We start from the raw sequence: 21,762 nt of genomic DNA, 5'->3' as shown, positions 1-21,762 counted from the left end.
CAATGAAGACGATCCCGCACTATTTCGGCACCGGTACGGCTGCCGAGGCCACCCGCTTCGGCGATGTTTTCGATCCGAACAGCGGATCGGTCCAGGCGCGGGTCGTCCTGGGGACCGCCGCCGATCTCGACACGGCGGTGGCCGCCGCCCAGGCTGCACAACCTGCATGGGCAACGACCAATCCGCAGCGGCGCGCGCGCGTGATGTTCCGTTTCAAGGAACTGATCGAGGCGAACATGGAGGAGCTGGCACGGCTGCTCTCGTCCGAACATGGCAAGGTGGTCGCGGATTCGAAGGGCGACATCCAGCGCGGGCTCGAGGTGATCGAGTTCTGCGCGGGTGCGCCGCATCTGATGAAGGGCGAATTCTCGATCGGCGCCGGCCCCGGCATCGACGTCTATTCGATGCGCCAGCCGATCGGCATCGCGGCGGGCATCACCCCGTTCAACTTCCCGGCGATGATCCCCTTGTGGATGTGCGGGCCGGCGATCGTCACGGGCAACGCCTTCATCCTCAAGCCTTCGGAGCGTGACCCGTCGGTCCCTGTGCGGATCGCCGAACTGTGGAAGGAAGCGGGCCTGCCCGACGGCATCTTCCAGGTCGTTCACGGCGACAAGGAAATGGTCGACGCGATCCTCGATCATCCGGCGATCGGCGCGATCAGTTTCGTCGGTTCTTCCGACATCGCACATTATGTCTATAATCGTGGCGTCGCCGCCGGAAAGCGCGTCCAGGCGATGGGCGGCGCGAAGAACCACGGCATCGTCATGCCCGACGCGGACATGGACCAGGTGGTCGCCGATCTGTGCGGCGCGGCCTTCGGTTCGGCAGGCGAGCGCTGCATGGCGCTGCCGGTGGTCGTGCCAGTGGGTGAGGATACTGCCGACCGCCTTCGCCAGAAGCTGATCCCCGCGATCGAGGCGCTGCGCGTGGGCGTGTCGACCGATGCCGAAGCGCATTACGGCCCGGTCGTCACCGCCGCGCACAAGGCGAAGATCGAAAACTATATCCAGCTGGGCGTCGACGAGGGCGCCGAGCTGGTGATCGACGGACGCGGCTTCAAGTTGCAGGGGCATGAGGACGGCTTCTTTGTCGGCCCGACCCTGTTCGATCGCGTGACGACCGAGATGCGCACTTATCAGGAGGAGATCTTCGGCCCCGTCCTGCAGATGGTGCGCGCGAAGGATTTCGAGGAGGCGCTCGCGCTGCCCAGCCAGCACCAGTACGGCAATGGCGTCGCGATCTTCACCCGCAACGGCCATGCGGCGCGCGAATTCGCGGCGCGGGTGAATGTCGGCATGGTCGGCATCAACGTGCCGATCCCGGTGCCGGTCGCCTATCACAGCTTCGGCGGGTGGAAGCGCTCGGCGTTAGGCGACGTCAACCAGCACGGCGTCGAAGGCATCCGTTTCTACACGAAGGTCAAGACGGTGACCCAGCGCTGGCCCGATGGTGGCGCGGGCGACAGCGCGTTCGTGATCCCGACGATGGGGTGAGCCTTCGCGCTCATATCCTCAATTCGTCATTGCGAGCGTAGCGAAGCAATCCACTCCGAGGTTGGAGTGGATTGCTTCGTCGCTTTCAGCTCCTCGCAATGACGAGATATTAGAGGCTAGGTCGCTGCCTTTTTCAGCGCATCGGCGATCAGCTTCACGCCGCGCTGTGCCGAGGCAAGCTGCGGGAAGCTCAGGAAGCCGTGGAAGCTGCCGACCATGTTGGTCGCCTCCACCGGAACGCCCGCCTTCTTGAGACGCTCGGCATAGCGGATGCCGTCGTCGCGCAGCGGATCGTGATCGGCGGTGATGACCGTCGCGGGCGGCAGGCCCGCCACGTCGTCGACCTTGAGCGGCGACATGAGCGGCGCGGTGCGGTCGAAGCCGGGTTCGGCATATTGCTCCCAATACCAGCGGCAGGCTTCGCTGGTCAGGAAATAGCCGGTGGCGTTCTCTTCATAGGATGAACCGACGCAGGCCGCGTCGAGCATCGGATAGAGGAGCAACTGATGTGCGATCTTCGGGCCGCCGCGCTCGCGCGCAAGCAGCGTGATCGCGCCGGTGAGATTGCCGCCAGCGCTGTCGCCGCCGACCGCAAGGGTCGACCCGTCGATGCCCTTGGGGCTTTGCGACGCCCATTTGAGCACTGCGTAGCAATCCTCGAGCGCGCCGGGGAAGCGGACCTCGGGCGACAGGCGATATTCGATCGAGATGACGATCCAGTCGCTTTCCACCGCGATGCGGCGGCACAGATCGTCATGCGTCCCGATATTGCCGCCGATGAACCCGCCGCCATGCATGTAGAGCAGGGCAGGACGGGCCTTCTCACCACCGTTGGAATAGAGCCGCACCGGCACGTCACCCGCAGGGCCGGGCACTGCAAAATCCTCGACCCGCGCGACCTCTACGTTCGAGGGCGGCAGTTTGAACGCGAGCCCGGCGTTGCGATAGGCGATCGCGTCCGTATCCTTCTTGGGGGTCGGACGCGCGGCGCTCATCATGTCGACGAGCGCCTGTTCTTCAGCCACGAGCGCCATGATCAGGCCACCAGCGGCGCGATGCGATCGTTGAACATGCCTTGATAGGTCATGTCGGGCAGGATGTAGAGTTCGCGCGCCTCGGTCTTGTCCATCGTCAGCTTGGCGACGAATTCAGGCGGCATCAGGCTGGCAAAGAAATCGTCGGCGGCGGCTTCGCCCTGCGCATCGCGGACGCGGCCGACGGTGGTGGCGACGATGCCGGTCGCGACGCGCGGCGGGGCGAGCATCGAGGCGCGGACCGGCGAATCCTGCTTGGTCAGTTCCATGTTCAGCGTCTCGGTCAGCGCCCACACGCCGTGCTTGCTGGCGGCATAAGCGGCGATTTCGGGTGCGACGACGAAGCTCGCCTGCGAACCGGTGGCGACGAACTGCGCGGGCTCGGCTCGATCCATCATGCGACCTACGAAGCTGTGCAGCATGTGGACGACGCCGTACAGGTTGACGTCGATCGTGAACTTGAACTTTTCGAGATCGAGCCGGGGCGTGTCCTGATAGCGGATGATGCCGGCATTGGCGTAAACCGCCGCGATCGACGGGAAGGCGTCGAAGCAGGCCACGGCGAACGCTTCGACCGCCTCCGCCGAGCGGACGTCGACGACCTGCGAGACGACCTTGGCCTGGCGCTGGCGCAGCGCCTCGGCGGTCTCCTCAAGCCCTTCGGCATTCACATCGGCGATGGCGACCGCCATGCCGCGGCTGACCGCCTCATGCGCAAGCGCACGGCCGATACCCGAACCCGCGCCCGTGATGACCGCCGCGCGGCCGTGAAACTCCAGCTTTTCCATGATCCCTCTCCCGTCTTATTGTCAGTTGATCGAGAAGCCGCCGTCCACAGGCAGCGCAATTCCGTACACGAACTTGGATTTCTGACTCGACAGCCACAGCACCGCTTCCGCGATGTCGGCCGGTTCGCCCATCTGCCCGGTGACCGGGCTGAGCTTCTTGAGGCCGGCTTCGGTTATCGGCCGGCCCTCGATCGTCGTCATGCCGGTCTGGATCAGGCCGGGGCAGACGACGTTGATGCGGATACCCTGCGGCCCGTACATCATCGCAGCCGCCTTGCTGAAGCCGACCACGCCATGCTTGGCTGCGGTATAATCGAGCGTGCCGACATTGCCGGAGATGCCCGCGATCGAGGCGGTGTTGACGATCGTGCCGCCACCGTTGGCGATCATGTGCGCGATTTGATGCTTCATGCCCCAGATCACCGCCTCGAGATTGACCGACAGCGTGCGATGGATCCCGTCGGCATCCCACAGCCGATCGCCAAAGCTGCCAGCAACCCCGGCATTGTTGAAGGCGTGGTGCAGCCCGCCCAGCCCCTCGACCGTCTTCGCGACGACCATCTCGCACGCTTCGGGCGTCGACAGATCGGCGGGAATGGCGATGCCGTCGCCGCCCTTCTGCCGGATGAAGCCCAGCGTTTCGTCGAGCGCCTCCTCGTTCAGGTCGGCGCAGGCGACGCGGGCGCCCGCGCGCGCAAAGAACAAGGCTGTCTCGCGGCCGATGCCGCTGCCGGCGCCTGTCACCAGTGCAATCTTGCCGCCGAAGTCGCTCATCTCTGTCTTATCCTCCGCTCGGGCATCACGCCGGGCATGCGGACGTCGTTTTCACGCATCACCGCGGCGCAGGCATCGGTCACCTGCCGCGCGAGATTTTCGACCTCCGCTCCGGTGATCGCGGTACGATGGCCACCCAGTGACAGCGCATAGATCGCCTGGCCATGCGCATCGAAGATGGGGGCGGAGATCGCCGAAAGATCATAGGATAATTCGGGGACGATATCGTGAATCTGATAGCTGCCGCCGCCATAGAGGTCGGCGATCAGAGCATCGACCTGTCGCGGCTCCAGCGCGCTTTCGCGACCGGCGAGTGCGAAGGCCGTACCGAGCGCCTGTTGGGGCGGCGATTTGGCGACGACGATATAGCCGCGATCACGCACGATCTGCAGCGAGGCGCGATCCTGCACGTCGAGTTCGGGGCTGGAATCGCCCGGGCCACGGCGGGCCAGCCACTGGTCGATCTCCTCCTCGCTCATCCACGCGCAGAACGTGCCGCCGAGCGGGGGGCGGAGCGGAACACGCTCGCCCACGCGCATGCTGAACTGCGGGGTTCTGCTGCTGGCGAAGCGGGCGAGGCAGATGATGTCCTCACCCGCGCGGCCCGTAAGCACCACTTCCTGCCCGGTGGCCTCGGCCAGCCCCCCCGCGGCGGCGCGCGAGGAGGTGAGGAGCGGATCGTGCTGCGCCATCGCCTCGCCGATCGCGAACAAAGCGGGCGCCAGACGATAGGTCTTGTGGGTCGGGTGGCGGGTGAGATGCCCGTGCTGTACGAGCACCGCGAGGATCGCGTGCATCGATGCGATATTGGTGCCGGTCTGCTGCACCAGTTCGGACATCGTGAAGGCTTGCTTGGGCGATGCCGCCATCAGATCGATGATTTCGAGCGCGCGGGCGGCGGAGAGTGCGGGGCGGGCCATGCGCCTTTCTTCGCACGGCTTTGGCCTGGTCGCAATGTGGATATTCGCATCGATATTGCAATATTGCGTGCTTGCCATCGGCGTCTTCGCGCAGATATGCAGGACCGAATTGCAATGCTCGTCCGCCATTCCGGCGGGGGCGTGGTGGACAAGCTGGCCCGATCGCGCAACGGCACCAGCGACAGGAGAGCATGACGATGGCAACCACGATCGCCGAGGTGATCAACGATCAGCTGGCCCGCGACCCCGAAGAGGGGGCGATCCAGTTTCACGGCACCTGGTATAGCCGCGCACGGCTCAAGGCGTTCGTCGACAAGATCGACGCGGCGCTGGCGGCGGCGGGGGTGCCCGAAGGCGCGCCGATCGGCTTCGCCCCGCACAATCGCCCGGCCTTCGCGGCGGCGCTGGTCGCCCTGTTTTCGCGGCAGCGGCCGATCGTGATGATCTATGCCTATCAGTCACCCGAAGCGATCGCGAACAAGCTGCGTGACCTGAAGCTTCCCGCCGTGATCGCCGGGGTCGAGCAGTGGACCGATCCAACCCTGAACGCTGCGCGCGATCTGGGCAGCGCCGCGATCGCGCTGTCCGACGACGGTGCCGAGGTCGAACTGCTCGAACCCTGGAAGGCGGTGCCGGGCGTCGAGCAACGCAAATCCGATGGCGTTCCAAGCGTCGCCCTCCTCACCAGCGGGACGACCGGGCCACCCAAGCATTTCGAGATCAGCTACGAAAAGCTGCTCAAGCGGATGGTGATCGCCACCGAATTCGGCGCGAGCGAGCGTAACCCGCTCTTCTCCTTCTTTCCGCTCGGCAACATCTCGGGCATCTATCTGATCGTGCCGGCGATCGCCTCGGGCCAGCCGATCATCATGGTCGACAAGTTCAACGTCGCCGACTGGGTGGCGTTCGTGAAGCAGTACAAGCCCGAATTTCTCGGCGTTCCACCCGCGGCCTTCCGCATGATCCTCGATGCCGACGTCGATTACGACGACATCAGCAGCCTGAAGCTGATCAACACCGGCGCCGCGACGCTCGATCCTGCGCTGCGCCGCGAGTTCGAGGCGAAATATCCGATCCTTGTCACGCAAAGCTATGGTGCGACCGAGTTCGGTGGGATCGTGACGATCACGACGCCCGATCACGTCAAGGAGTTCGGGGACAGCAAGGCCGACTCGGTCGGCCGCCCCTGTCCGGGCGTGAAGTTGCGCGTGGTCGACGTCGATAGCGGCGCGGATTTGCCGGCAGGCGAGGAGGGGCGGCTGCTCGTCTTCGCGCCGGGAATGAGCGACGATTATATCGAGACGACCGATCTGGTGATGATCGACCCCGACGGCTTCTTGTTCCACCGCGGTCGCCTCGACGGCGCGATCATGCGTGGTGGGTTCAAGATCGTGCCCGAACAGGTGATGGAGGCGCTCAATCGCCATCCGAAAGTGGCGGCGTCGGCCGTGGTGGGCCTGGCTGAACCGCGATTGGGCGCCGTTCCTGTCGCGCTGGTTCAGCCGCGTGACATGGACGACGCGCCCGATGCGGCATCGCTCGACACGCATCTGCGGTCGCTGCTGCCCAAGACGATGATCCCGACCGACTATCGCGTGGTCAAGGCGCTGCCCCGTACCCCGTCGCTCAAGATCGACATGGGTGCGGCGAAGCGGATGTTCGAGGCGACCTAACACAATCCTCCCCGGGACGGGGAGGGGGACCATCCGCAGGATGGTGGAGGGGGATTGAGGCAAAGCGCGCCGCTTGCGGCCAGCCCCCTCCGTCGCGCTGCGCGCGCCACCTCCCCGACACGGGGAGGATCTTAGAAGCTAAGCCGCCGCCGCCACGTCCTGGCCCGCCAGGAGCGGACGGCTGACCTGCATCAGCCTATCGAGGAAGGACAGCACCGCCCGGATGCGCGACACACCTTGCTGATCAGTGCGGTACATCACCCAATAGGTGCGATCGATCGTCACGTCGGGCAGCAGCGGGATCAGCCGGTCGTCCGACGCGGCCATGAATCGATGCATCAGGCCGATGCCGACCCCGCTCGTTACCGCCTCGTGCTGCGCCACGATCGAGCTGCTGCTGAACGCGATCTGCGCGTCGTCGACGAGCTGGCGAAGATAGCGGAACTCGTTCGATTGCAGCAGATCGTCGATATACCAGACGAACTGATGCTTCTGCAGATCGTCGACCGAAGTCGGCATGCCGTGCTTTGCGATATAATCGCGCGAGGCATAGAGCGATAGGCGATAGTCGGCGAGCTTGCGGACCTTCAACCGGCCATGTTCGGGGCGGTGGAGCGACACCATCAGATCGGCCTCGCGCTTCGACAGGCTCACCGGCTGCGCGCTGGGGATCAGTTCGAGCTGCACGTCGGGATAGCTTTCGTGCAGCAGATGGATGTGCCGCGCGACCAGGAAGGATCCGAAGGCTTCGGGCGTGGCGATGCGGACGACGCCCGACGGGTGCTGCGCATCGCCGTCAAACGCTTCGGCGGCGCCCATCAGCTGCGATTCGACCCGTTCGGCATGTTCCATCAGCAGCATGCCCGGCGAGGTGAGCGAGACGCCGCCGGTCGACCGGAAGAGGAGGCGGGTGTTGAGCGTTTCCTCCAGCCGATCGATACGACGGGCCACGGTGGACTGATTGCAGCGCAGCGTCATCGCCCCGCCGCTCAGCCGGCCCGCGCGCGCGACGGCCAGGAAATACCGCAGATCGTCCCAGTTGATCTGATCCAGACTGATCTTACCCGCCATAATGCCGCCTCTTATACCGTAAGGCTGTCGACATACACGGTTTGGCCATCCGGATCGACAGATTTTTGCATGGCCATCTTGCATCCTTGTCGCTTCGGCCGGCAGAGAATGGCGGCTAGCGAGGCTTCGAAAGTCGCGAAGGCCGCGAGGAGGACTTATGACGCAGGCGCTCATCATCGATCAGATTGGCGGGATCGTACGCGCTACGCTCAATCGCCCCGAAAAGCTCAACGCGCTCAACATGGAGATTTTCGAAGGGCTGACCCAAGCCGTGCGCGAATATGCCGAGCGCGATGATCAGCGGGTGTTCCTGATCCGATCGACCGGGCGCTATTTCTGCGCGGGTGCCGATCTGGTCGGCGGTACGCAGGTGCCCGAGGGCAAGAGCTCGACCAAGGTCCGCCACTGGTATCGCAAGTCGATGGGGCCGGGGATGCAGACGCTCTACAACGAGATGGAGACGATCGAGAAACCCTTCGTCGTCGCGCATCACGCGCCGTGCGTCGGCGGTGGCCTCGAAATGTCGCTGTCGTGCGACTTCCGTCTCGCGGCCAAGAGCGCGCGCTACATGTTCCCCGAGGCGAAGCTGGGTTCGATCCCGGCGTCGGGCGGGGTGAGCCGCTTCACCCGGCTGGTCGGCCCGCATTGGGCGAAGTGGATCATCATGGCCGATCAGCCGATCGACGCCGATCGCGCGCTGATGATCGGGCTGGTCCACGACGTTTACCCCGACGACGAATTCGAGGACCGGGTGATGGCCTTTTGCGAAAGCCTGGCCGACAAGCCGCCGGAAATGACCGCGATGGCCAAGGTGACGATCGACCTGTGCGCCGACGCTACCCCTGGCCGCGCGCACGCAATCGAGATGCTCGGCCAGTCGATCCTGCAAGTGGGCGACGAGCAGGCGGCGATGTTTGCCAGGATGCAGGCGAAGCTGGCGAAGCGGTAATCCTTAATCCTCCCCTTGGCGGGGGAGGATTAAGAACTATTCCCGTGGCGGCGTGACCGGGCCGTATTCGGTCGGATCATTCGCGGTGATCGCGAGCAGGGTCGTCCACGCCGCGACGTTCTGGCGCAGCTGTTCGGGGTCGATCTTGTCGAGCGTGTCGTCGGCGGTGTGGTGCAGATCGAAATAGCGTGTCCCGTCCTGATTGAGCGAAACCATCGGCACGCCCGAACGCTGCAGATCGTCGGTGTCCGATCCGCCCGCTTCGCCATTCTTGCGGTTGGTGACGATACCGAGCGGGGCGAGCGCCTCGGCGATCGGCTTCATTGCCGGCAGCGCCTCGGGCTTTACCGCAGTCGAGAAGCGCCAGACGCGATCGGCGCCGAAATCCGATTCGGCGGCGAGTGCATGCTTCTCCTTCGCGTGCGCCCGGGCATAAGCCGCGCCGCCGAACAGGCCGATCTCTTCCGATCCGAACCAGACGACGCGGATCGTGCGCAGCGGCTGCCCCGCGTCCATGATCCGCTTGGCGGCCGCGGTGGTGATCGCGACGCCCGATGCATCGTCGATCGCGCCGGTGCCCAGATCCCAGCTGTCGAGATGTCCGCCGACCAGAACGATTCCCGCATTGGGATCGCGGCCCGGCACGTCGGCGATGACGTTGCCCGACTTGCGCGTACCCGCCATGCGCGCGGTGACGGTGAGCGCGATCGTCACCGGCTTGCCGCGCTTCAGAACGCGTTCGAGCTGATCGGCATCGGGGTTGGCGAGCGCGAGGGCAGGGATCGGCTTGGCGCCGTCGGTCCATGCCTGCACGCCGGTATGCGGCACGCGGTGATGATCGGTGCCGATCGACCGGATCAGGATCGCGACCGCGCCCTTCTTGGACGCCACGGAAGGCCCGGCGCGGCGAATCTGGCCGACGGGGCCGTAGGGCGACCCGTCCTGCGCGGGCTGCATCCGGTGGGTGACGAACACGATCTTGCCCTTGATCGTTGCAGGATCGGCGGCTTCGAGCGCGGCCATGCTGTCGAAACCGATCACCTCGGCGCTCAGTCCCTTGGCCGGGGTTGCCGCCGAATTGCCGAGGGCGGCGAGCGTCAGCGATTGGGGGAAGGGGGCGGTGATCTCGGCACTCGCATCGCCGCGTTCCCACCACGGCACGTCAAACGTCTCGATATGGACATTCTGGAAACCGAGCGCCTTGAGCTTCTCCACCGCCCAGTCGCGCGCGCGAGCCTCCGCCTCGCTGCCCGCCTGGCGCGGGCCGATCTCGGTCGTCAGCCCTTCGGTGATGTCCCAGGCGAGATCGTCCTTGAGCGCGGCGTCGCGCAAGGCGGCGACCTTCTCCGGGGCGATCTGGGCGGCGAGGGGGCTGGAAAGCGCGGCGGACGCGGCGAGCGCCGCAAGGATTTTCTTCGTCATGTTTTGGACGCTATCGGGCGCGTCCGCATTTGCCAATCCTGCGCGCGTCGGTTAGGGGCGGCGGCAGTTTTCCAGCCCATCATAGATCGAGGTAACGCCTCTCATGGCCGCTCAATACGCCTTCGTGATGAAGGACATGACCAAGACCTTCCCCGGCGCCCCCAAGCCGGTGCTGAGCAACATCAACCTGCAATTCTATCAGGGCGCCAAGATCGGCATTGTCGGCCCGAACGGCGCCGGTAAATCGACGCTGATGAAGATCATGGCGGGCGTCGACACCGATTTCACCGGTGAGGCCTGGCCGGGCGAGAACATCACGGTCGGCTATCTGGAGCAGGAGCCCGCACTCGATCCGACCAAGTCGGTCCTGGAGAACGTCAAGGACGGCGCGCGCGACGTGGCCGACATGGTCGATCGCTTCAACGCGATCTCGGCCGAAATGGGCGATCCGCAGGACGACACCGATTTCGACGCGCTGATGGAAGAAATGGGCGCGTTGCAGGAAAAGATCGACGCGGTCGATGGGTGGACGCTCGACAGCCAGCTCGAACTCGCGATGGAAGCGCTGCGTTGTCCGCCGTCAGATTCGCCCGTCACCAGCCTGTCGGGCGGTGAACGGCGCCGTGTGGCGCTGACCCGCCTGCTGATTCAGAAGCCGTCGATCCTGCTGCTCGACGAACCGACCAACCATCTCGACGCCGAGAGCGTTCAGTGGCTTGAAAGCCATCTGAAGGAATATGCGGGCGCGGTGCTGATGATCACCCACGATCGCTACTTCCTCGACAATGTGGTGGGCTGGATCCTCGAAATCGATCGCGGGAAGTATTTCCCCTACGAGGGCAATTACTCGACCTATCTGGAGAAGAAGGCCAAGCGCCTCGAACAGGAAGAGCGCGAGGAATCGGGCCGCCAGACCGCGATCCGCAACGAACTCGAATGGATCCGGCAGGGCGCCAAGGCCCGCCAGACCAAGTCGAAGGCGCGTATCGCCAAGTTCGACCAGCTCGTCGAACAGCAGAACAACCGCACCCCAGGCAAGGCCCAGATCGTCATCCAGGTGCCCGAGCGTCTGGGCGGCAAGGTGATCGAGGTCGAGAACATCGCCAAGAGCTATGGCGACAAGAAGCTGTTCAGCGACCTGTCGTTCACGCTGCCCGCGGGCGGCATCGTCGGCGTGATCGGCCCCAACGGTGCCGGCAAGTCGACCTTGTTCAAGCTGCTGACCGGCCAGGAAACGCCCGACAGCGGTACCGTCGAGATGGGCAGCACCGTCCGGCTCGGCTATGTCGACCAGAGCCGCGACCACCTCGATGACAAGAACAATGTCTGGCAGGAAATCTCTGACGGCCACGATTATATGAAGATCAACGGCCACGACCAGTCGACCCGCGCTTATGTCGGCGCGTTCAACTTCAAGGGTGCGGACCAGCAGAAGATCGTCGGCAAGCTTTCGGGCGGTGAGCGCAATCGCGTCAACATCGCCAAGATGCTCAAGAAGGGCGGCAACGTCCTGCTGCTCGACGAACCGACCAACGATCTCGACGTCGAGACGCTGGGCGCACTCGAGGAAGCGATCGAGAATTTCGCGGGCTGCGCGGTGGTGATCAGCCACGATCGCTTCTTCCTCGATCGCCTCGCCACCCACATCCTCGCCTTCGAAGGCGACGGGCATGTCGAATGGTTCGAAGGGAATTTCGATTCCTACGAGGAGGACAAGCGCCGCCGCCTCGGCGATGCCGCCGATCGTCCGGGCGCCAGCGCGTACAAGAAGCTGACGCGTTGATCTAATCCTCCCCCTGTCGGGGAGGATTTATCAGACAAAGAAAAAGGCCGGCGGTGACGCCGGCCTTTTCGTATCGATCGCGGCCGGTTCGCACCGGCCAGGCGATCGGCTCTTACTTGAGCTTGCGGACTTCGTCGCGCGAGAGCGAGGTCGTCAGGCGGCCATCTTCACCGGCGGTCACGGTCGACGCCGGGACGTGCACGAAGCGCGAATCGAAGATCAGGTTGAGCGAGACGGGCGCGCCGTCCTTGCTGGTGATCGTGTCAACGCGGCCGAGACGCTTGCCGTCCGCCGAGACGAGGATCGCGCCGGTCTTGAGGCTGGCAACGCCCTGCGCGAACGCGGGGGCCGAGGCGATGAGGGCGAGGGCGAAGAGAGCAACTTTGCGCATGATATTAGACATTCCCGTTTGATGCTTTGCCATGTTGCACTGCATCAGTAGGGAAAGTGGCGCAAGTGCTTGCGTATGATACAACGTGTAACGATCAAGCCTTTTCCTTGCTCTTTCGTCTGAAAAACATGACGAAAAGGATCGGCGCCTGATTTTTATACCGATAGGGCCAAAATGTCTCGATCGCGCCGGCTCGTCTGCCCTCCAACGAAAAACGGCCGCATCTGCGAAGGGCAGTTGCGACCGTCGATCGGATTTCCGTAACCCTTACATATAGTTCGCCGGATCGGGTGTCGGCAGGTCGCAGGCGCGGACACGGCCGCGCTTGCACGCCGCCGTCTGCATCCGCCAGTCGGCCATGGCCTGCGCATAGGCCGACTGCTGGCGGATGAAGATATCGTCGGTGATCGCGACATCGCGGCGATGTTCGCGAACGGCAGCCAGATAGGCCGCCTTGTCGGCATCATATTGCGCCTGGTTGGCGGCGTTCGCGACTTCGGTATGCGCGATGTTCGAATCGACCGAGTTGTTCAGCGACTGCGTCTGCGGCTTTTCGGCCGCGTCGGCGGCGACGTGGGCAGGGTCGGTCTTGGTGGGGCTGTCGGCGCCCGGATAGGCGGTCTGCGCCATCAGCGGCGCGGCCGCGACCATCGTGGTCGCGGCGATCAGGGTCAGCAGTTTCACGGCCTGTCTCCTCGTGGGATATGGCCGGCCAAACGCTCAAGCAGGCGCGAAGGTGCCGCCATTTTCGTCGAGGACGTGGAGAACGCCGTCGGCGATCGCGAAATAGGCGCCGTGGAGGCGCAGCTTGCCGGCTTTCTCTCGCGCCTGGACGCAGGGGAAGCTGCGCAGGTTGGCGATCGAGACCTTCACCGCTTCGAACTCCAGCGCGCGGACCGCCTCCGGCCCCTCGCCATGTTCGGCGACGACGCGATCGCGTGCATCGTCGAGCAGGTTGATCCAGTCGGCGATGAAGCCACCCTTGCCCTTGGGCGCGTCGGCGAAGCGCTTGGTCAGTGCCGCGCCGCAGCCGCCGCATGCCTGATGGCCCATCACGACGATTTCGGGCACTTCCAGCTGCGTCACCGCGAATTCGAGCGCGGCGGAAACGCCATGATGGCCGGGAGTCGTTTCGAACGGCGGCACCAGATTGGCGACGTTGCGGACCACGAACATCTCGCCGGGCGACGTATCGAAGATCTGCGTTGGATCGACCCGGCTGTCCGAACAGGCGATGACCATGACCTTGGGGCTCTGCCCCTCGGCCAGTTCGGTCCAGCGCGCGCGCTGCTTCTGCCAATCGCCTTCCTTGAAGCGATGATAGCCGTCGATCAGTCCGCTGAAGTCGGTCATGGGGAGTCTCCTTCGGCGGCGCGAGTTAATCCTCCTGCGCAGGACTGGCAAGACGCGCGCACATCGCCTATCTGCACGCGCATGACTGAACCGTTGCAGCCCGCAATCGCTCCGACCTCAGCGCCTCGGCAGCGCAAGCCCGACTGGATCCGCGTCAAGGCGCCGATCGGCAAGGCCTTTTCCGAGACAAAGGGGCTGATGCGCCGCATGAACCTCGCCACCGTGTGCGAGGAGGCCGCCTGCCCAAATATCGGCGAATGCTGGACCAAGAAGCACGCGACCGTGATGATCCTGGGCGACACGTGCACGCGCGCCTGCGCCTTCTGCAACGTGAAGACGGGCATGCCGCGCGCGGTCGATCCGCTGGAGCCGCAGCATGTGGCGGATGCCGCTGCCGAACTGGGCCTGGAACATATCGTCATCACCTCGGTCGATCGCGATGACCTGCCCGATGGCGGCGCCAAGCAGTTCGTGAAAGTGATCGAGGCGCTGCGCAAGGCCAAACCGGCCATGACGATCGAGATCCTGACCCCCGATTTCCGGAACAAGGCGGACGCCGCAGTCGAGATGATCGTTGCGGCGCGGCCGGACGTTTACAACCACAATCTCGAAACCGTTCCCAGGCTCTATCCCACGATCCGCCCGGGCGCGCGCTATTATGCGTCGCTGCGCCTGCTGGAGAGCGTGAAGCGGCTCGATCCGTCGATCTTCACCAAATCGGGCGTGATGGTCGGGCTGGGCGAGGAGCGGATGGAGGTTCATCAGGTGATGGACGACATGCGATCGGCCGACATCGATTTCCTGACGATGGGCCAGTATCTCCAGCCGACGCCCAAGCACGCCAAGGTGATCGATTTCGTCACCCCCAAGGCGTTCGAAGCCTATGGCGCGATCGCGCGGGCGAAGGGCTTCATGCTGGTGTCGGCGACTCCGCTGACCCGGTCGAGCTATCACGCCGGCGACGATTTCGCGAAGCTGCGCGATGCGCGCAACGCCAAGCTGGCGCGGGAAACCGCGCCGACGATCTAAGCGGGCCCGATATGCCTCGCCACAGCGAAACCCGTGCGCTGCCATATTCGCCCGAACAGATGTTCGATCTGGTGGCGGACGTTCCCCGTTATGCCGAGTTCCTGCCCTGGGTTTCGGCGGTGCGGGTGAAGTCCGACAGCCCGACCGAGATGGTCGCGGACCTGATGGTCGGTTTCAAGGCGCTGCGCGAGCGGTTTACCTCCAAGGTGGCCAAGGAACGACCAGGGAGCATCCACGTCGATTATCTCGACGGTCCTCTCAAATATCTGCGCAACGACTGGCGCTTCCGGCCCGATGGGCAGGGGGGCACGCTGGTCGATTTCGCGATCGATTTCGAGTTCAAGTCGAAGATCTTCGAGATGGTTGCAGGCCAGGTGTTCTCGACCGCGCTGCGCATGATGATCGGCGCGTTCGAGGAGCGCGCGAAGAAGCTTTACGGTTCGACCGAGGCGCCCGGCATCAGCAGTTCGAGCGCACACAGCGCCGCCTGAAGGCGGATGCCGCCCCGGCCCAGATCGCCGAAATGCCGCTTGTCGGCGATCACGTCCTCCGCATCGCCGCCTTTCAGCGCCTGGGCGAACACGACGGTGCCGACCGGCTTCTTTTCGGTGCCGCCACCGGGGCCGGCGACGCCCGTGATCGCCACCGCGACATCGGCGCCGCTGCGTTCGAGCGCACCGCGCGCCATCGCCCAGCCGACCGCGATCGAAACCGCGCCGAACGTGTCGATCAGATCAGGCGCGACGCCGACCAGACTGGTCTTGGCGTCGTTCGAATAGGTGACGAAGCTGGCGCCAAGGACGTCGGATGACCCCGGAATTTCGGTCAACGCGGCGGAAACGAGCCCGCCGGTGCAGCTTTCGGCGACGGCGACGGTGCGGCCCGCCTCCCGGTTCGCCTCGATCACGCGTCGGGCGGCGTCGACCAGTTCGGCCGGGAGGATCGTGTCGTGATGTTCTGCCACGTATCTGTTCCTGTCAGGCCGGGACACGGACGGTCGCCGCCGCTTGTGCGGCGATACCTTCGCGACGTCCGGTGAAGCCGAGCTTTTCGGTGGTGGTCGCCTTTACGCTCACTTGGGCCAGTTTCAAGCCCAGCAAATCGGCGATTCGATTGCGTATCGCCTCGCGGTGCGGACCAACCTTGGGTGCTTCGCAAATGATCGTGAGGTCGACGAAGTCGATGATTCCGCCCGCGCCCGCCACCAGCTTGCGCGCATGATCGAGGAAAAGGTGGGAGGGCGCGCCCTTCCACTGCATGTCGCTGGGCGGGAAATGGCTGCCGATATCGCCCGCGCCGATCGTGCCCAGCAGCGCATCGACCAGCGCGTGGAGCGCGACATCGGCGTCGCTGTGGCCCGACAGCGACTGGCTGTGCGCGATCTCCACTCCGCCGATCCACACCGAATGGCCGTCGGCGAAGGCATGGACGTCGAACCCGGTGGCGGTGCGGCTGATCATGCGGGCCTCCAGCGCGTGCGATGCCGCGGCGAAATCGTCGGGCGTGGTTAGTTTTTCTAAAGCGCGGTCACCTTTTATAACCGCCACCGAAAGTCCGGCGGCGCGCGCGACCTGCGCATCGTCGGTAGCTTCGGCGCTGGCGTCCCAGGTTTCGTGCGCGGCGAGGATCGCGGCGCGGCGGAAGGCCTGGGGCGTCTGTACCCGGAACAGCCCGTCCCGCGGCACCGGCTTGCCGTCGGCGGTCGTCAGCGTGTCGGCGACGGGGAGGGCGGGGATGGCACCGTCGTGGCTTTCCAGCGCTTCGAGCAGCCGGTCGACGACCTCGGTCGGCAGGAACGGACGGGCGGCATCGTGGACCAGGACGATATCGGCATCGATCGCGCGCAGCCCCGCGATCACCGAATCGCGTCGCGCTGCGCCGCCGATGACGGGGGCGGGAAGGGCGCGATCGCCGATCGCGGCGGCGTAGAGCGCCTCCTGTCCCGCGCCGATCACGACATGAACGACATCGATCGCCGGATGGGCGAGCAGCGCGTCGATCGCGTGCGCCAGCACCGCACGGTCGCCCAGTGGCGCATATTGCTTCGGGATGGATTGCCCGGCGCGAATGCCCTGTCCGGCGGCGACGATCAGGGCGGCGGTGCGAGTCATGCGCCCCGCCTAGTGCGCCGCCCCGTCCGGATCAATCGAGCTTCACATTGCCGCTGTTGAGCGGAGGCACGTCCGATCCCGCCACGACGCCCGGGGGCGCCGCGACTATCGCAGGGATCGCGTTGACCGCGCGCACCGCCGCTACGGCATAATCGAGCACGATCTCGGCCTCCAGATTGGGGCGTCCCTTCACGACGGTACGATAAGCGAGGCCGCAATTGCCGGCATTCGGGCGCGGCCAGTGATCGGGCATCGAATCGTAATCGCAATAATTGACGTGTTCGAGGATCACCAGCGGCTTGCCGTTCACCAGCCCCTGCACCTCGAAGCGCAGGCCGCACACTGTGCCCTTGGGGATCGTGTAGAAGGCGGCGGGCACGTCCCTTTTCGCGATCGCGACGTCGTGGACGATGCGGATCTCGTCGATTTCCACACCGATCCGCCGGGCGATGTCGCGCGGGATGCTGTGCCAGTTCTTCTCGACGCCGTCGCCCTGCAGGAGCGGGATCGGATCGCCGGGCTGCGCGCCGAAGCCCCAGCTGTGCGCGACTTCGACCACCGGATAGACGCTGTAGTCCGCGATTTCCTGCACGCGGATTTCGCGGATCTCGTCGACGATGCCGAGCATCGAGGTTGGAAAGAAATCGGTGCAGAAGCCGGGCGAGGCACCGGTGGAAAAGAAGCTGCTATTCCCCTCCTCACAGGCGGAGCTCACCAGTTCAAGGATCTCGGCAGGCGCATCCTGCGGGGTCAGCAGTTCGAACAAGGTCGGCGTGACGATGTTGCGGCCGGCCTTCAGGAACGGAAGGATGTCGTCGAAGCCGCCACGCGCGAAGCTGCCCATATAGACGAGGCAGTCGGCTTCGATCGCGAGCAGCTCGTCAAGGCTGTTGGTCGTGATCACGCCGGTGTCGGGCATGTCGACGAAGCTGCCGGCATCGCGCCCCGCGCGTTCAGCGCGGGCGACGTAGAGGCCAACCAGTTCCAACGCCGGATTGTTCAGGATAGCACGCAGCGCGCGCAGCCCCGCGGTTCCCGTGCCCCATTGCACGACCTTGATCGCCATAATCCCCTCCGTCTTGCTATCGTTTGACGGCATGATGTCCGAGACGCGCGGTTCGATCCTCCCCAAACAGGGTAGGGACCCGCCGCCGCCACCCATAACTGTCATGCTGAACTTGTTTCAGCATCCGCCGGGTCTCTAGGGCTGGTCGCGAGACTTCTGCGACAAGCTCCCCGCGCAAGCTCCTGTTTTACCTGCGTGATGGAGTGGATGCTGAAACAAGTTCAGCATGACGATCCGCATGATGGGAAGGTGTGTGTTCACTTGCTGTCGGGAGCCGGATCGACTATCTGCGCTGCCTGTTTATTAGGCAATTCGTGTGACCCAGCTTCAGCCCATCCAGATCGGCCCGGTGCGGATCGAAACCCCGGTGATCCTCGCTCCGATGACGGGCGTCAGTGACCTGCCGTTCAGGCGGGTCGTGCGGCGCTATGGTTCGGGCCTGAACGTCACCGAGATGATCGCCAGCCAGGCGGCGATCCGCGAGACGCGCCAGTCGCTTCAGAAAGCGATGTGGGACGCGATCGAGGAGCCGGTGTCGATGCAGCTCGTCGGCTGCACTCCCTATGAAATGGGCGAGGCGGCGAAGCTGAGTCAGGACAAGGGCGCCGCGATCATCGACATCAACATGGGCTGTCCGGTGCGCAAGGTCGTCAACGGCGATGCGGGATCGGCGCTGATGCGCGATCTGCCGCTCGCGACCGCGTTGCTCGAGGCGACCGCGAAGGCTGTGACCGCGCCCGTCACGCTCAAGATGCGGATGGGCTGGGACCATGACAGCCTGAACGCCCCCGAACTCGCGCGGATCGCCGAGGATCTGGGGATCAAAATGGTCACCGTCCACGGCCGAACCCGCAACCAGATGTACAAGGGATCGGCCGACTGGGCGTTCGTGCGCCGCGTGAAGGATGCGGTGAAGATTCCGGTGATCGTCAATGGCGATATCTGCTCGATCGACGATGCCGTCACCGCGCTCGAACAATCGGGCGCCGACGGGCTGATGATCGGGCGGGGTGCTTATGGCCGGCCCTGGATATTGTCGCAGGTGATGCAGTTTCTTCAGACGGGCGAGCGCCGCGCCGATCCATCGATCGAAGAACAATATCGTATCATCATAAATCATTATGTCGATATGCTCGAAGTCTATGGAAATGAGGTGGGCGTGAATATGGCCCGCAAGCATATCGGTTGGTACACCAAGGGGCTGCATGGCTCCGCCGAGTTCCGCCAGAAGGTCAACCAGGAGCCCAGCCACCAGCGCGTGCTGGCGATGCTCGCCGAATTTTACGCTCCATGGCTCTCCCGGGCGGCGGCCTGATCCGTTTCGGCCGGCGTCCGGCCGATCGCGCCGCAGGGCCGTTGACGGCGGGGGAGTTGCTCGCCGCGATGGCGACGCCTGTGCTCGCGGTGGATCCCGAAAGTCGGATCGTCGACATCAACGCAGCTGCCGAGCAATTCCTCAACCTAAGCCGCAACCAGATCCTCGGGCGCACGACCGAGGAGGTGATCGGTCATCCGCTGACGACGATGCCGTCCGATGCGCCCTTCGCGGCCTATGATCTGACGCTCCAATTGCCCGAGGAACGGCAGTTGAAGGTCGATCTGATGGTCTCTCCGCTGCCCGACAGGCTCGGATGGCGTGTCGTCTCGCTCCATGGCCATGCGCGCGGGCCGTTCCTCAGCCGCACCAGCGAGCGCGAGAGCGGCACGCGCACCGCGGTTGCCGCCGCCGCAATGCTGGCGCACGAGATCAAGAACCCCCTTTCGGCGGTGCGTGGTGCGGCACAATTGCTCGAAAGCACCGTCGATGAAGCGTCGCAGGGGTTGACGTCGCTGATCCGAGACGAGGTCGATCGCGTCGCGGCGCTGATCGATCGGATGCAGGGCTTCACCGACACCCGCCACCTGAAGATGGAGGAGCAGAACATCCACGCGATCCTCGCCCACGCGCGCGAGGTGGCGTTGAAAGGCTTTGCAAGTAATCGCGATATCAGAGAGCTTTACGATCCATCCTTGCCGCCGATGCTCGGCCATCGCGATTCGATGATCCAGATCCTGATCAACCTGCTCAAGAATGCTTCGGAGGCGCTGGGCCACGGTCCAGGCACGATCACGCTGACCACCGCATATCGCCACGGCGTCTCGATGCGCCGCCTGGGCGAAGAGGAAGCGCGCCAGTTGCCGATCGAGATCTGCGTGATCGACGACGGCCCCGGCGCGCCGCCCGAAATGGGCACCCACCTTTTCGATCCTTTCGTCACCAGCAAGCGTACCGGCAGTGGTCTCGGGCTGGCTCTAGTGGAGAAGCTTGTGTCCGATCAGGGCGGGTTCATTGAATATGCGCGCGAGGGCCGCCCGCTGCGGACCGTGTTCCGGATCCTGATGCCGCGCGCCAAGGTGAAGGCATGAGCACCACCGGCCGCGTTCTCGTCGTCGATGACGATGCCGCGATCCGCACCGTCGTGCGCGAGGCGCTGCGCCGCGCGGGCCACATCGTCGAGACGGCAGCCTCGGTCGCCGAGCAGCGTAGATTGTTTCAGAGCTTCGAACCCGAAGTCCTTGTAACGGATGTTGTTCTTCCGGATGGAAATGGTCTCGACATCATCCCCGAAATGCTCGCGAGCAAGCCCGGCCTGCCGGTGATCGTGCTGTCCGCGCAGAATACGTTCACCACGGCGCTGCGCGCGACCGAGCAGGGCGCGTTCGATTATCTGCCCAAGCCGTTCGATCTGGGTGCGCTGACCCGGGCCGTCTCCGACGCGCTGGCCGCGCGGGATGCGTCGGGAGCGAGCGATGCGGTCGGTCCGGTCGAGGAACTGCCGCTGATCGGCCGATCGCCGCCGATGCAGGAGGTGTACCGCACGATCGCGCGCGTCGTCGCCAACGACCTGACCGTGCTGGTGCTGGGCGAATCCGGAACCGGCAAGGAACTGGTCGCGCGCGCGATCCACGATTTCGGGCCGCGTGCCGCAGCACCGTTCGTCGCGGTCAATATGGCGGCGATCCCACGCGAGCTGATCGAAAGCGAGCTGTTCGGCCATGAACGCGGCGCCTTTACCGGGGCCGCCAGCCGCAATGCCGGCCGCTTCGAGCAGGCGCAGGGCGGCACGCTCTTTCTCGACGAAATCGGCGACATGCCGATGGAGGCGCAGACGCGGCTGCTGCGCGTGTTGCAGGCGGGCGAGTTCACGACCGTCGGTGGTTCGCGCGCGATCCGCGCCGATGTCCGCATCATCGCGGCGACCCACAAGGATCTGCCGCGCCTGATCGCCGACGGCGCGTTCCGCGAGGATCTCTATTACCGCATCAACGTCGTGCCCGTGCGACTCCCGTCGCTGCGCCAGCGCGGTGAGGATATTGGCGAGCTTGCGCGCTATTTCCTCGATCGCGCCGCCGCCGACGGCCTGCCGCGCAAGGCGCTCGATGCCGGCGCGGTCGATCGGCTGATGCGCCACGGTTGGCCGGGCAATGTGCGTGAGCTCGAAAACCTCATGCGTCGTCTGGCGGCGCTCAGCCGCGACGAACTGATCACCGCGTCGGTCATCGAACAGCAGTTCGATGGCGCTCCCCAGCCCGATGGCGCACCGCCGGTGATGGGATCGGGCGGGCTGGCCGAGGCGGTCGAGATGCACCTGACCCGCTATTTCGCGAGCTTTGGCCGCGATCTGCCGCCCGATGGATTGTACGATCGCGTTCTCGCCGAGTTCGAGCGGCCCCTGCTTCAGCTGTCGCTAGCGGCGGCGCGGGGCAACCAGCTGCGCGCCGCGCGGCTGCTGGGCATCAATCGCAACACGCTACGCAAACGGCTCACCGAATTGCAGATCGATGCCGGGACGGGGCGGCGCAGTGACTGAGATTCTGTAGCCGAAACGACAGGAAAACGCCGTCCAAACGAAACGGACTGT

Annotated in this window: 21 protein-coding genes; 9 read left to right on the top strand and 12 right to left on the bottom strand. The window is 64.9% G+C overall.

Features of this window, described 5'->3' with window-relative positions; translation table 11 throughout:
* Positions 1-2: 2 nt before the first annotated feature.
* Positions 3-1,496 carry a CoA-acylating methylmalonate-semialdehyde dehydrogenase gene (locus tag FYJ91_RS01770; protein WP_149520564.1) on the top strand — a complete coding sequence of 498 codons (1,494 nt, stop codon included), beginning with the start codon at positions 3-5 and terminating at the stop codon, positions 1,494-1,496.
* Between the two features lie 116 nt (positions 1,497-1,612).
* Here the strand turns inward: FYJ91_RS01770 and FYJ91_RS01765 are convergent, their stop codons facing one another.
* Genes FYJ91_RS01765 through FYJ91_RS01750 form a run of 4 tightly spaced genes read right to left on the bottom strand, consistent with a single transcriptional unit; the run spans position 1,613 to position 5,012 of the window.
* A complete protein-coding gene (locus tag FYJ91_RS01765) occupies positions 1,613-2,530 on the bottom strand; it encodes an alpha/beta hydrolase (RefSeq protein ID WP_149520563.1) in 918 nt (305 codons plus the stop codon).
* A gap of 2 nt (positions 2,531-2,532) precedes the next feature.
* Positions 2,533-3,318 (bottom strand): SDR family NAD(P)-dependent oxidoreductase, encoded by a 786-nt coding sequence (locus FYJ91_RS01760; RefSeq protein ID WP_149520562.1) that lies wholly within the window; start codon positions 3,316-3,318, stop codon positions 2,533-2,535.
* Positions 3,319-3,339: 21 nt separating this feature from the next.
* Complete coding sequence (locus FYJ91_RS01755) at positions 3,340-4,092, bottom strand: SDR family NAD(P)-dependent oxidoreductase (protein ID WP_149520561.1); 753 nt, start codon at positions 4,090-4,092, stop codon at positions 3,340-3,342.
* The gene (locus tag FYJ91_RS01750) at positions 4,089-5,012 is read right to left on the bottom strand and encodes an IclR family transcriptional regulator (RefSeq protein ID WP_181008305.1); all 924 of its coding nucleotides are present in this window, start codon (positions 5,010-5,012) and stop codon (positions 4,089-4,091) included. Before FYJ91_RS01750 ends, FYJ91_RS01755 begins: the two co-directional genes overlap by 4 nt.
* Before the next feature lie 197 nt (positions 5,013-5,209).
* Between FYJ91_RS01750 and FYJ91_RS01745 the strand changes: the two genes are divergently transcribed.
* Positions 5,210-6,685: an ANL family adenylate-forming protein gene (locus FYJ91_RS01745; protein ID WP_181008304.1), complete on the top strand. Its 1,476-nt coding sequence runs from the start codon at positions 5,210-5,212 to the stop codon at positions 6,683-6,685.
* A 138-nt stretch (positions 6,686-6,823) separates the two neighbouring features.
* Here FYJ91_RS01745 and FYJ91_RS01740 read toward each other — a convergent pair whose 3' ends face one another.
* A complete protein-coding gene (locus FYJ91_RS01740; protein ID WP_181008303.1) occupies positions 6,824-7,756 on the bottom strand; it encodes a LysR family transcriptional regulator in 933 nt (310 codons plus the stop codon).
* A gap of 157 nt (positions 7,757-7,913) precedes the next feature.
* Between FYJ91_RS01740 and FYJ91_RS01735 the strand changes: the two genes are divergently transcribed.
* Positions 7,914-8,705: an enoyl-CoA hydratase/isomerase family protein gene (locus FYJ91_RS01735; protein ID WP_149520557.1), complete on the top strand. Its 792-nt coding sequence runs from the start codon at positions 7,914-7,916 to the stop codon at positions 8,703-8,705.
* Between the two features lie 36 nt (positions 8,706-8,741).
* Here the strand turns inward: FYJ91_RS01735 and FYJ91_RS01730 are convergent, their stop codons facing one another.
* The gene (locus FYJ91_RS01730; protein ID WP_149520556.1) at positions 8,742-10,127 is read right to left on the bottom strand and encodes a M28 family peptidase; all 1,386 of its coding nucleotides are present in this window, start codon (positions 10,125-10,127) and stop codon (positions 8,742-8,744) included.
* Positions 10,128-10,230: 103 nt separating this feature from the next.
* Between FYJ91_RS01730 and ettA the strand changes: the two genes are divergently transcribed.
* Entirely contained in the window at positions 10,231-11,910 is a 1,680-nt protein-coding gene (gene ettA, locus FYJ91_RS01725) for an energy-dependent translational throttle protein EttA (RefSeq protein WP_149520555.1), read from the top strand.
* A gap of 112 nt (positions 11,911-12,022) precedes the next feature.
* Here the strand turns inward: ettA and FYJ91_RS01720 are convergent, their stop codons facing one another.
* From FYJ91_RS01720 to FYJ91_RS01710, 3 genes are all read right to left on the bottom strand, one after another.
* The gene (locus FYJ91_RS01720; RefSeq protein WP_149520554.1) at positions 12,023-12,301 is read right to left on the bottom strand and encodes a hypothetical protein; all 279 of its coding nucleotides are present in this window, start codon (positions 12,299-12,301) and stop codon (positions 12,023-12,025) included.
* Positions 12,302-12,568: 267 nt separating this feature from the next.
* Positions 12,569-12,985 (bottom strand): hypothetical protein, encoded by a 417-nt coding sequence (locus tag FYJ91_RS01715; protein WP_149520553.1) that lies wholly within the window; start codon positions 12,983-12,985, stop codon positions 12,569-12,571.
* 36 nt (positions 12,986-13,021) lie between these two features.
* A complete protein-coding gene (locus tag FYJ91_RS01710) occupies positions 13,022-13,654 on the bottom strand; it encodes a carbonic anhydrase (RefSeq protein WP_149520552.1) in 633 nt (210 codons plus the stop codon).
* A gap of 81 nt (positions 13,655-13,735) precedes the next feature.
* Here FYJ91_RS01710 and lipA point away from each other — a divergent pair, with 81 nt between their 5' ends.
* The gene (gene lipA / locus FYJ91_RS01705) at positions 13,736-14,683 is read left to right on the top strand and encodes a lipoyl synthase (RefSeq protein ID WP_149520551.1); all 948 of its coding nucleotides are present in this window, start codon (positions 13,736-13,738) and stop codon (positions 14,681-14,683) included.
* 11 nt (positions 14,684-14,694) lie between these two features.
* Positions 14,695-15,174 carry a type II toxin-antitoxin system RatA family toxin gene (locus FYJ91_RS01700; RefSeq protein ID WP_149520550.1) on the top strand — a complete coding sequence of 160 codons (480 nt, stop codon included), beginning with the start codon at positions 14,695-14,697 and terminating at the stop codon, positions 15,172-15,174.
* On the opposite strand, the gene FYJ91_RS01695 is transcribed toward FYJ91_RS01700, so the two are convergent.
* The 3 genes from FYJ91_RS01695 to FYJ91_RS01685 are packed head-to-tail and all read right to left on the bottom strand — an operon-like array spanning position 15,117 to position 17,860.
* Positions 15,117-15,647, bottom strand: coding sequence for a CinA family protein (locus FYJ91_RS01695; protein ID WP_149520549.1), 531 nt, complete (start codon positions 15,645-15,647; stop codon positions 15,117-15,119). The two genes, FYJ91_RS01700 and FYJ91_RS01695, sit on opposite strands and share 58 nt — an antisense overlap.
* A 13-nt stretch (positions 15,648-15,660) precedes the next feature.
* A complete protein-coding gene (locus FYJ91_RS01690) occupies positions 15,661-16,794 on the bottom strand; it encodes a bifunctional 2-C-methyl-D-erythritol 4-phosphate cytidylyltransferase/2-C-methyl-D-erythritol 2,4-cyclodiphosphate synthase (protein WP_149520548.1) in 1,134 nt (377 codons plus the stop codon).
* Positions 16,795-16,825: 31 nt separating this feature from the next.
* A complete protein-coding gene (locus tag FYJ91_RS01685) occupies positions 16,826-17,860 on the bottom strand; it encodes an NAD(P)H-dependent amine dehydrogenase family protein (RefSeq protein WP_149520547.1) in 1,035 nt (344 codons plus the stop codon).
* A 316-nt stretch (positions 17,861-18,176) separates the two neighbouring features.
* On the opposite strand from FYJ91_RS01685, the gene dusB reads away from it, so the two are divergent.
* Genes dusB through ntrC form a run of 3 tightly spaced genes read left to right on the top strand, consistent with a single transcriptional unit; the run spans position 18,177 to position 21,711 of the window.
* The gene (gene dusB, locus FYJ91_RS01680; protein ID WP_149520546.1) at positions 18,177-19,175 is read left to right on the top strand and encodes a tRNA dihydrouridine synthase DusB; all 999 of its coding nucleotides are present in this window, start codon (positions 18,177-18,179) and stop codon (positions 19,173-19,175) included.
* Complete coding sequence (locus FYJ91_RS01675; protein ID WP_149520545.1) at positions 19,151-20,266, top strand: two-component system sensor histidine kinase NtrB; 1,116 nt, start codon at positions 19,151-19,153, stop codon at positions 20,264-20,266. The genes dusB and FYJ91_RS01675 overlap by 25 nt, the downstream gene beginning before the upstream one ends.
* A complete protein-coding gene (gene ntrC / locus FYJ91_RS01670; RefSeq protein ID WP_149520544.1) occupies positions 20,263-21,711 on the top strand; it encodes a nitrogen regulation protein NR(I) in 1,449 nt (482 codons plus the stop codon). Before FYJ91_RS01675 ends, ntrC begins: the two co-directional genes overlap by 4 nt.
* Positions 21,712-21,762: the final 51 nt, after the last annotated feature.

The organism is Sphingomonas montanisoli (genome assembly GCF_008274695.1).
Taxonomy (GTDB): Bacteria; Pseudomonadota; Alphaproteobacteria; order Sphingomonadales; family Sphingomonadaceae; genus Rhizorhabdus; species Rhizorhabdus montanisoli.
Note: the sequence above shows the minus strand (reverse complement) of the source record. Positions and strands in the feature narration are given on the sequence as shown.

Coding starts and splice junctions, on each gene's coding strand:
- FYJ91_RS01770 (WP_149520564.1), top strand. CDS start 3: ATGAAGACGATCCCGCACTATTTCGGCACCGGTACGGCTGCCGAGGCC.
- FYJ91_RS01765 (WP_149520563.1), bottom strand. CDS start 2,530: ATGGCGCTCGTGGCTGAAGAACAGGCGCTCGTCGACATGATGAGCGCC.
- FYJ91_RS01760 (WP_149520562.1), bottom strand. CDS start 3,318: ATGGAAAAGCTGGAGTTTCACGGCCGCGCGGCGGTCATCACGGGCGCG.
- FYJ91_RS01755 (WP_149520561.1), bottom strand. CDS start 4,092: ATGAGCGACTTCGGCGGCAAGATTGCACTGGTGACAGGCGCCGGCAGC.
- FYJ91_RS01750 (WP_181008305.1), bottom strand. CDS start 5,012: ATGGCCCGCCCCGCACTCTCCGCCGCCCGCGCGCTCGAAATCATCGAT.
- FYJ91_RS01745 (WP_181008304.1), top strand. CDS start 5,210: ATGGCAACCACGATCGCCGAGGTGATCAACGATCAGCTGGCCCGCGAC.
- FYJ91_RS01740 (WP_181008303.1), bottom strand. CDS start 7,756: ATGGCGGGTAAGATCAGTCTGGATCAGATCAACTGGGACGATCTGCGG.
- FYJ91_RS01735 (WP_149520557.1), top strand. CDS start 7,914: ATGACGCAGGCGCTCATCATCGATCAGATTGGCGGGATCGTACGCGCT.
- FYJ91_RS01730 (WP_149520556.1), bottom strand. CDS start 10,127: ATGACGAAGAAAATCCTTGCGGCGCTCGCCGCGTCCGCCGCGCTTTCC.
- ettA (WP_149520555.1), top strand. CDS start 10,231: ATGGCCGCTCAATACGCCTTCGTGATGAAGGACATGACCAAGACCTTC.
- FYJ91_RS01720 (WP_149520554.1), bottom strand. CDS start 12,301: ATGCGCAAAGTTGCTCTCTTCGCCCTCGCCCTCATCGCCTCGGCCCCC.
- FYJ91_RS01710 (WP_149520552.1), bottom strand. CDS start 13,654: ATGACCGACTTCAGCGGACTGATCGACGGCTATCATCGCTTCAAGGAA.
- lipA (WP_149520551.1), top strand. CDS start 13,736: ATGACTGAACCGTTGCAGCCCGCAATCGCTCCGACCTCAGCGCCTCGG.
- FYJ91_RS01700 (WP_149520550.1), top strand. CDS start 14,695: ATGCCTCGCCACAGCGAAACCCGTGCGCTGCCATATTCGCCCGAACAG.
- FYJ91_RS01690 (WP_149520548.1), bottom strand. CDS start 16,794: ATGACTCGCACCGCCGCCCTGATCGTCGCCGCCGGACAGGGCATTCGC.
- FYJ91_RS01685 (WP_149520547.1), bottom strand. CDS start 17,860: ATGGCGATCAAGGTCGTGCAATGGGGCACGGGAACCGCGGGGCTGCGC.
- FYJ91_RS01675 (WP_149520545.1), top strand. CDS start 19,151: ATGGCTCTCCCGGGCGGCGGCCTGATCCGTTTCGGCCGGCGTCCGGCC.
- ntrC (WP_149520544.1), top strand. CDS start 20,263: ATGAGCACCACCGGCCGCGTTCTCGTCGTCGATGACGATGCCGCGATC.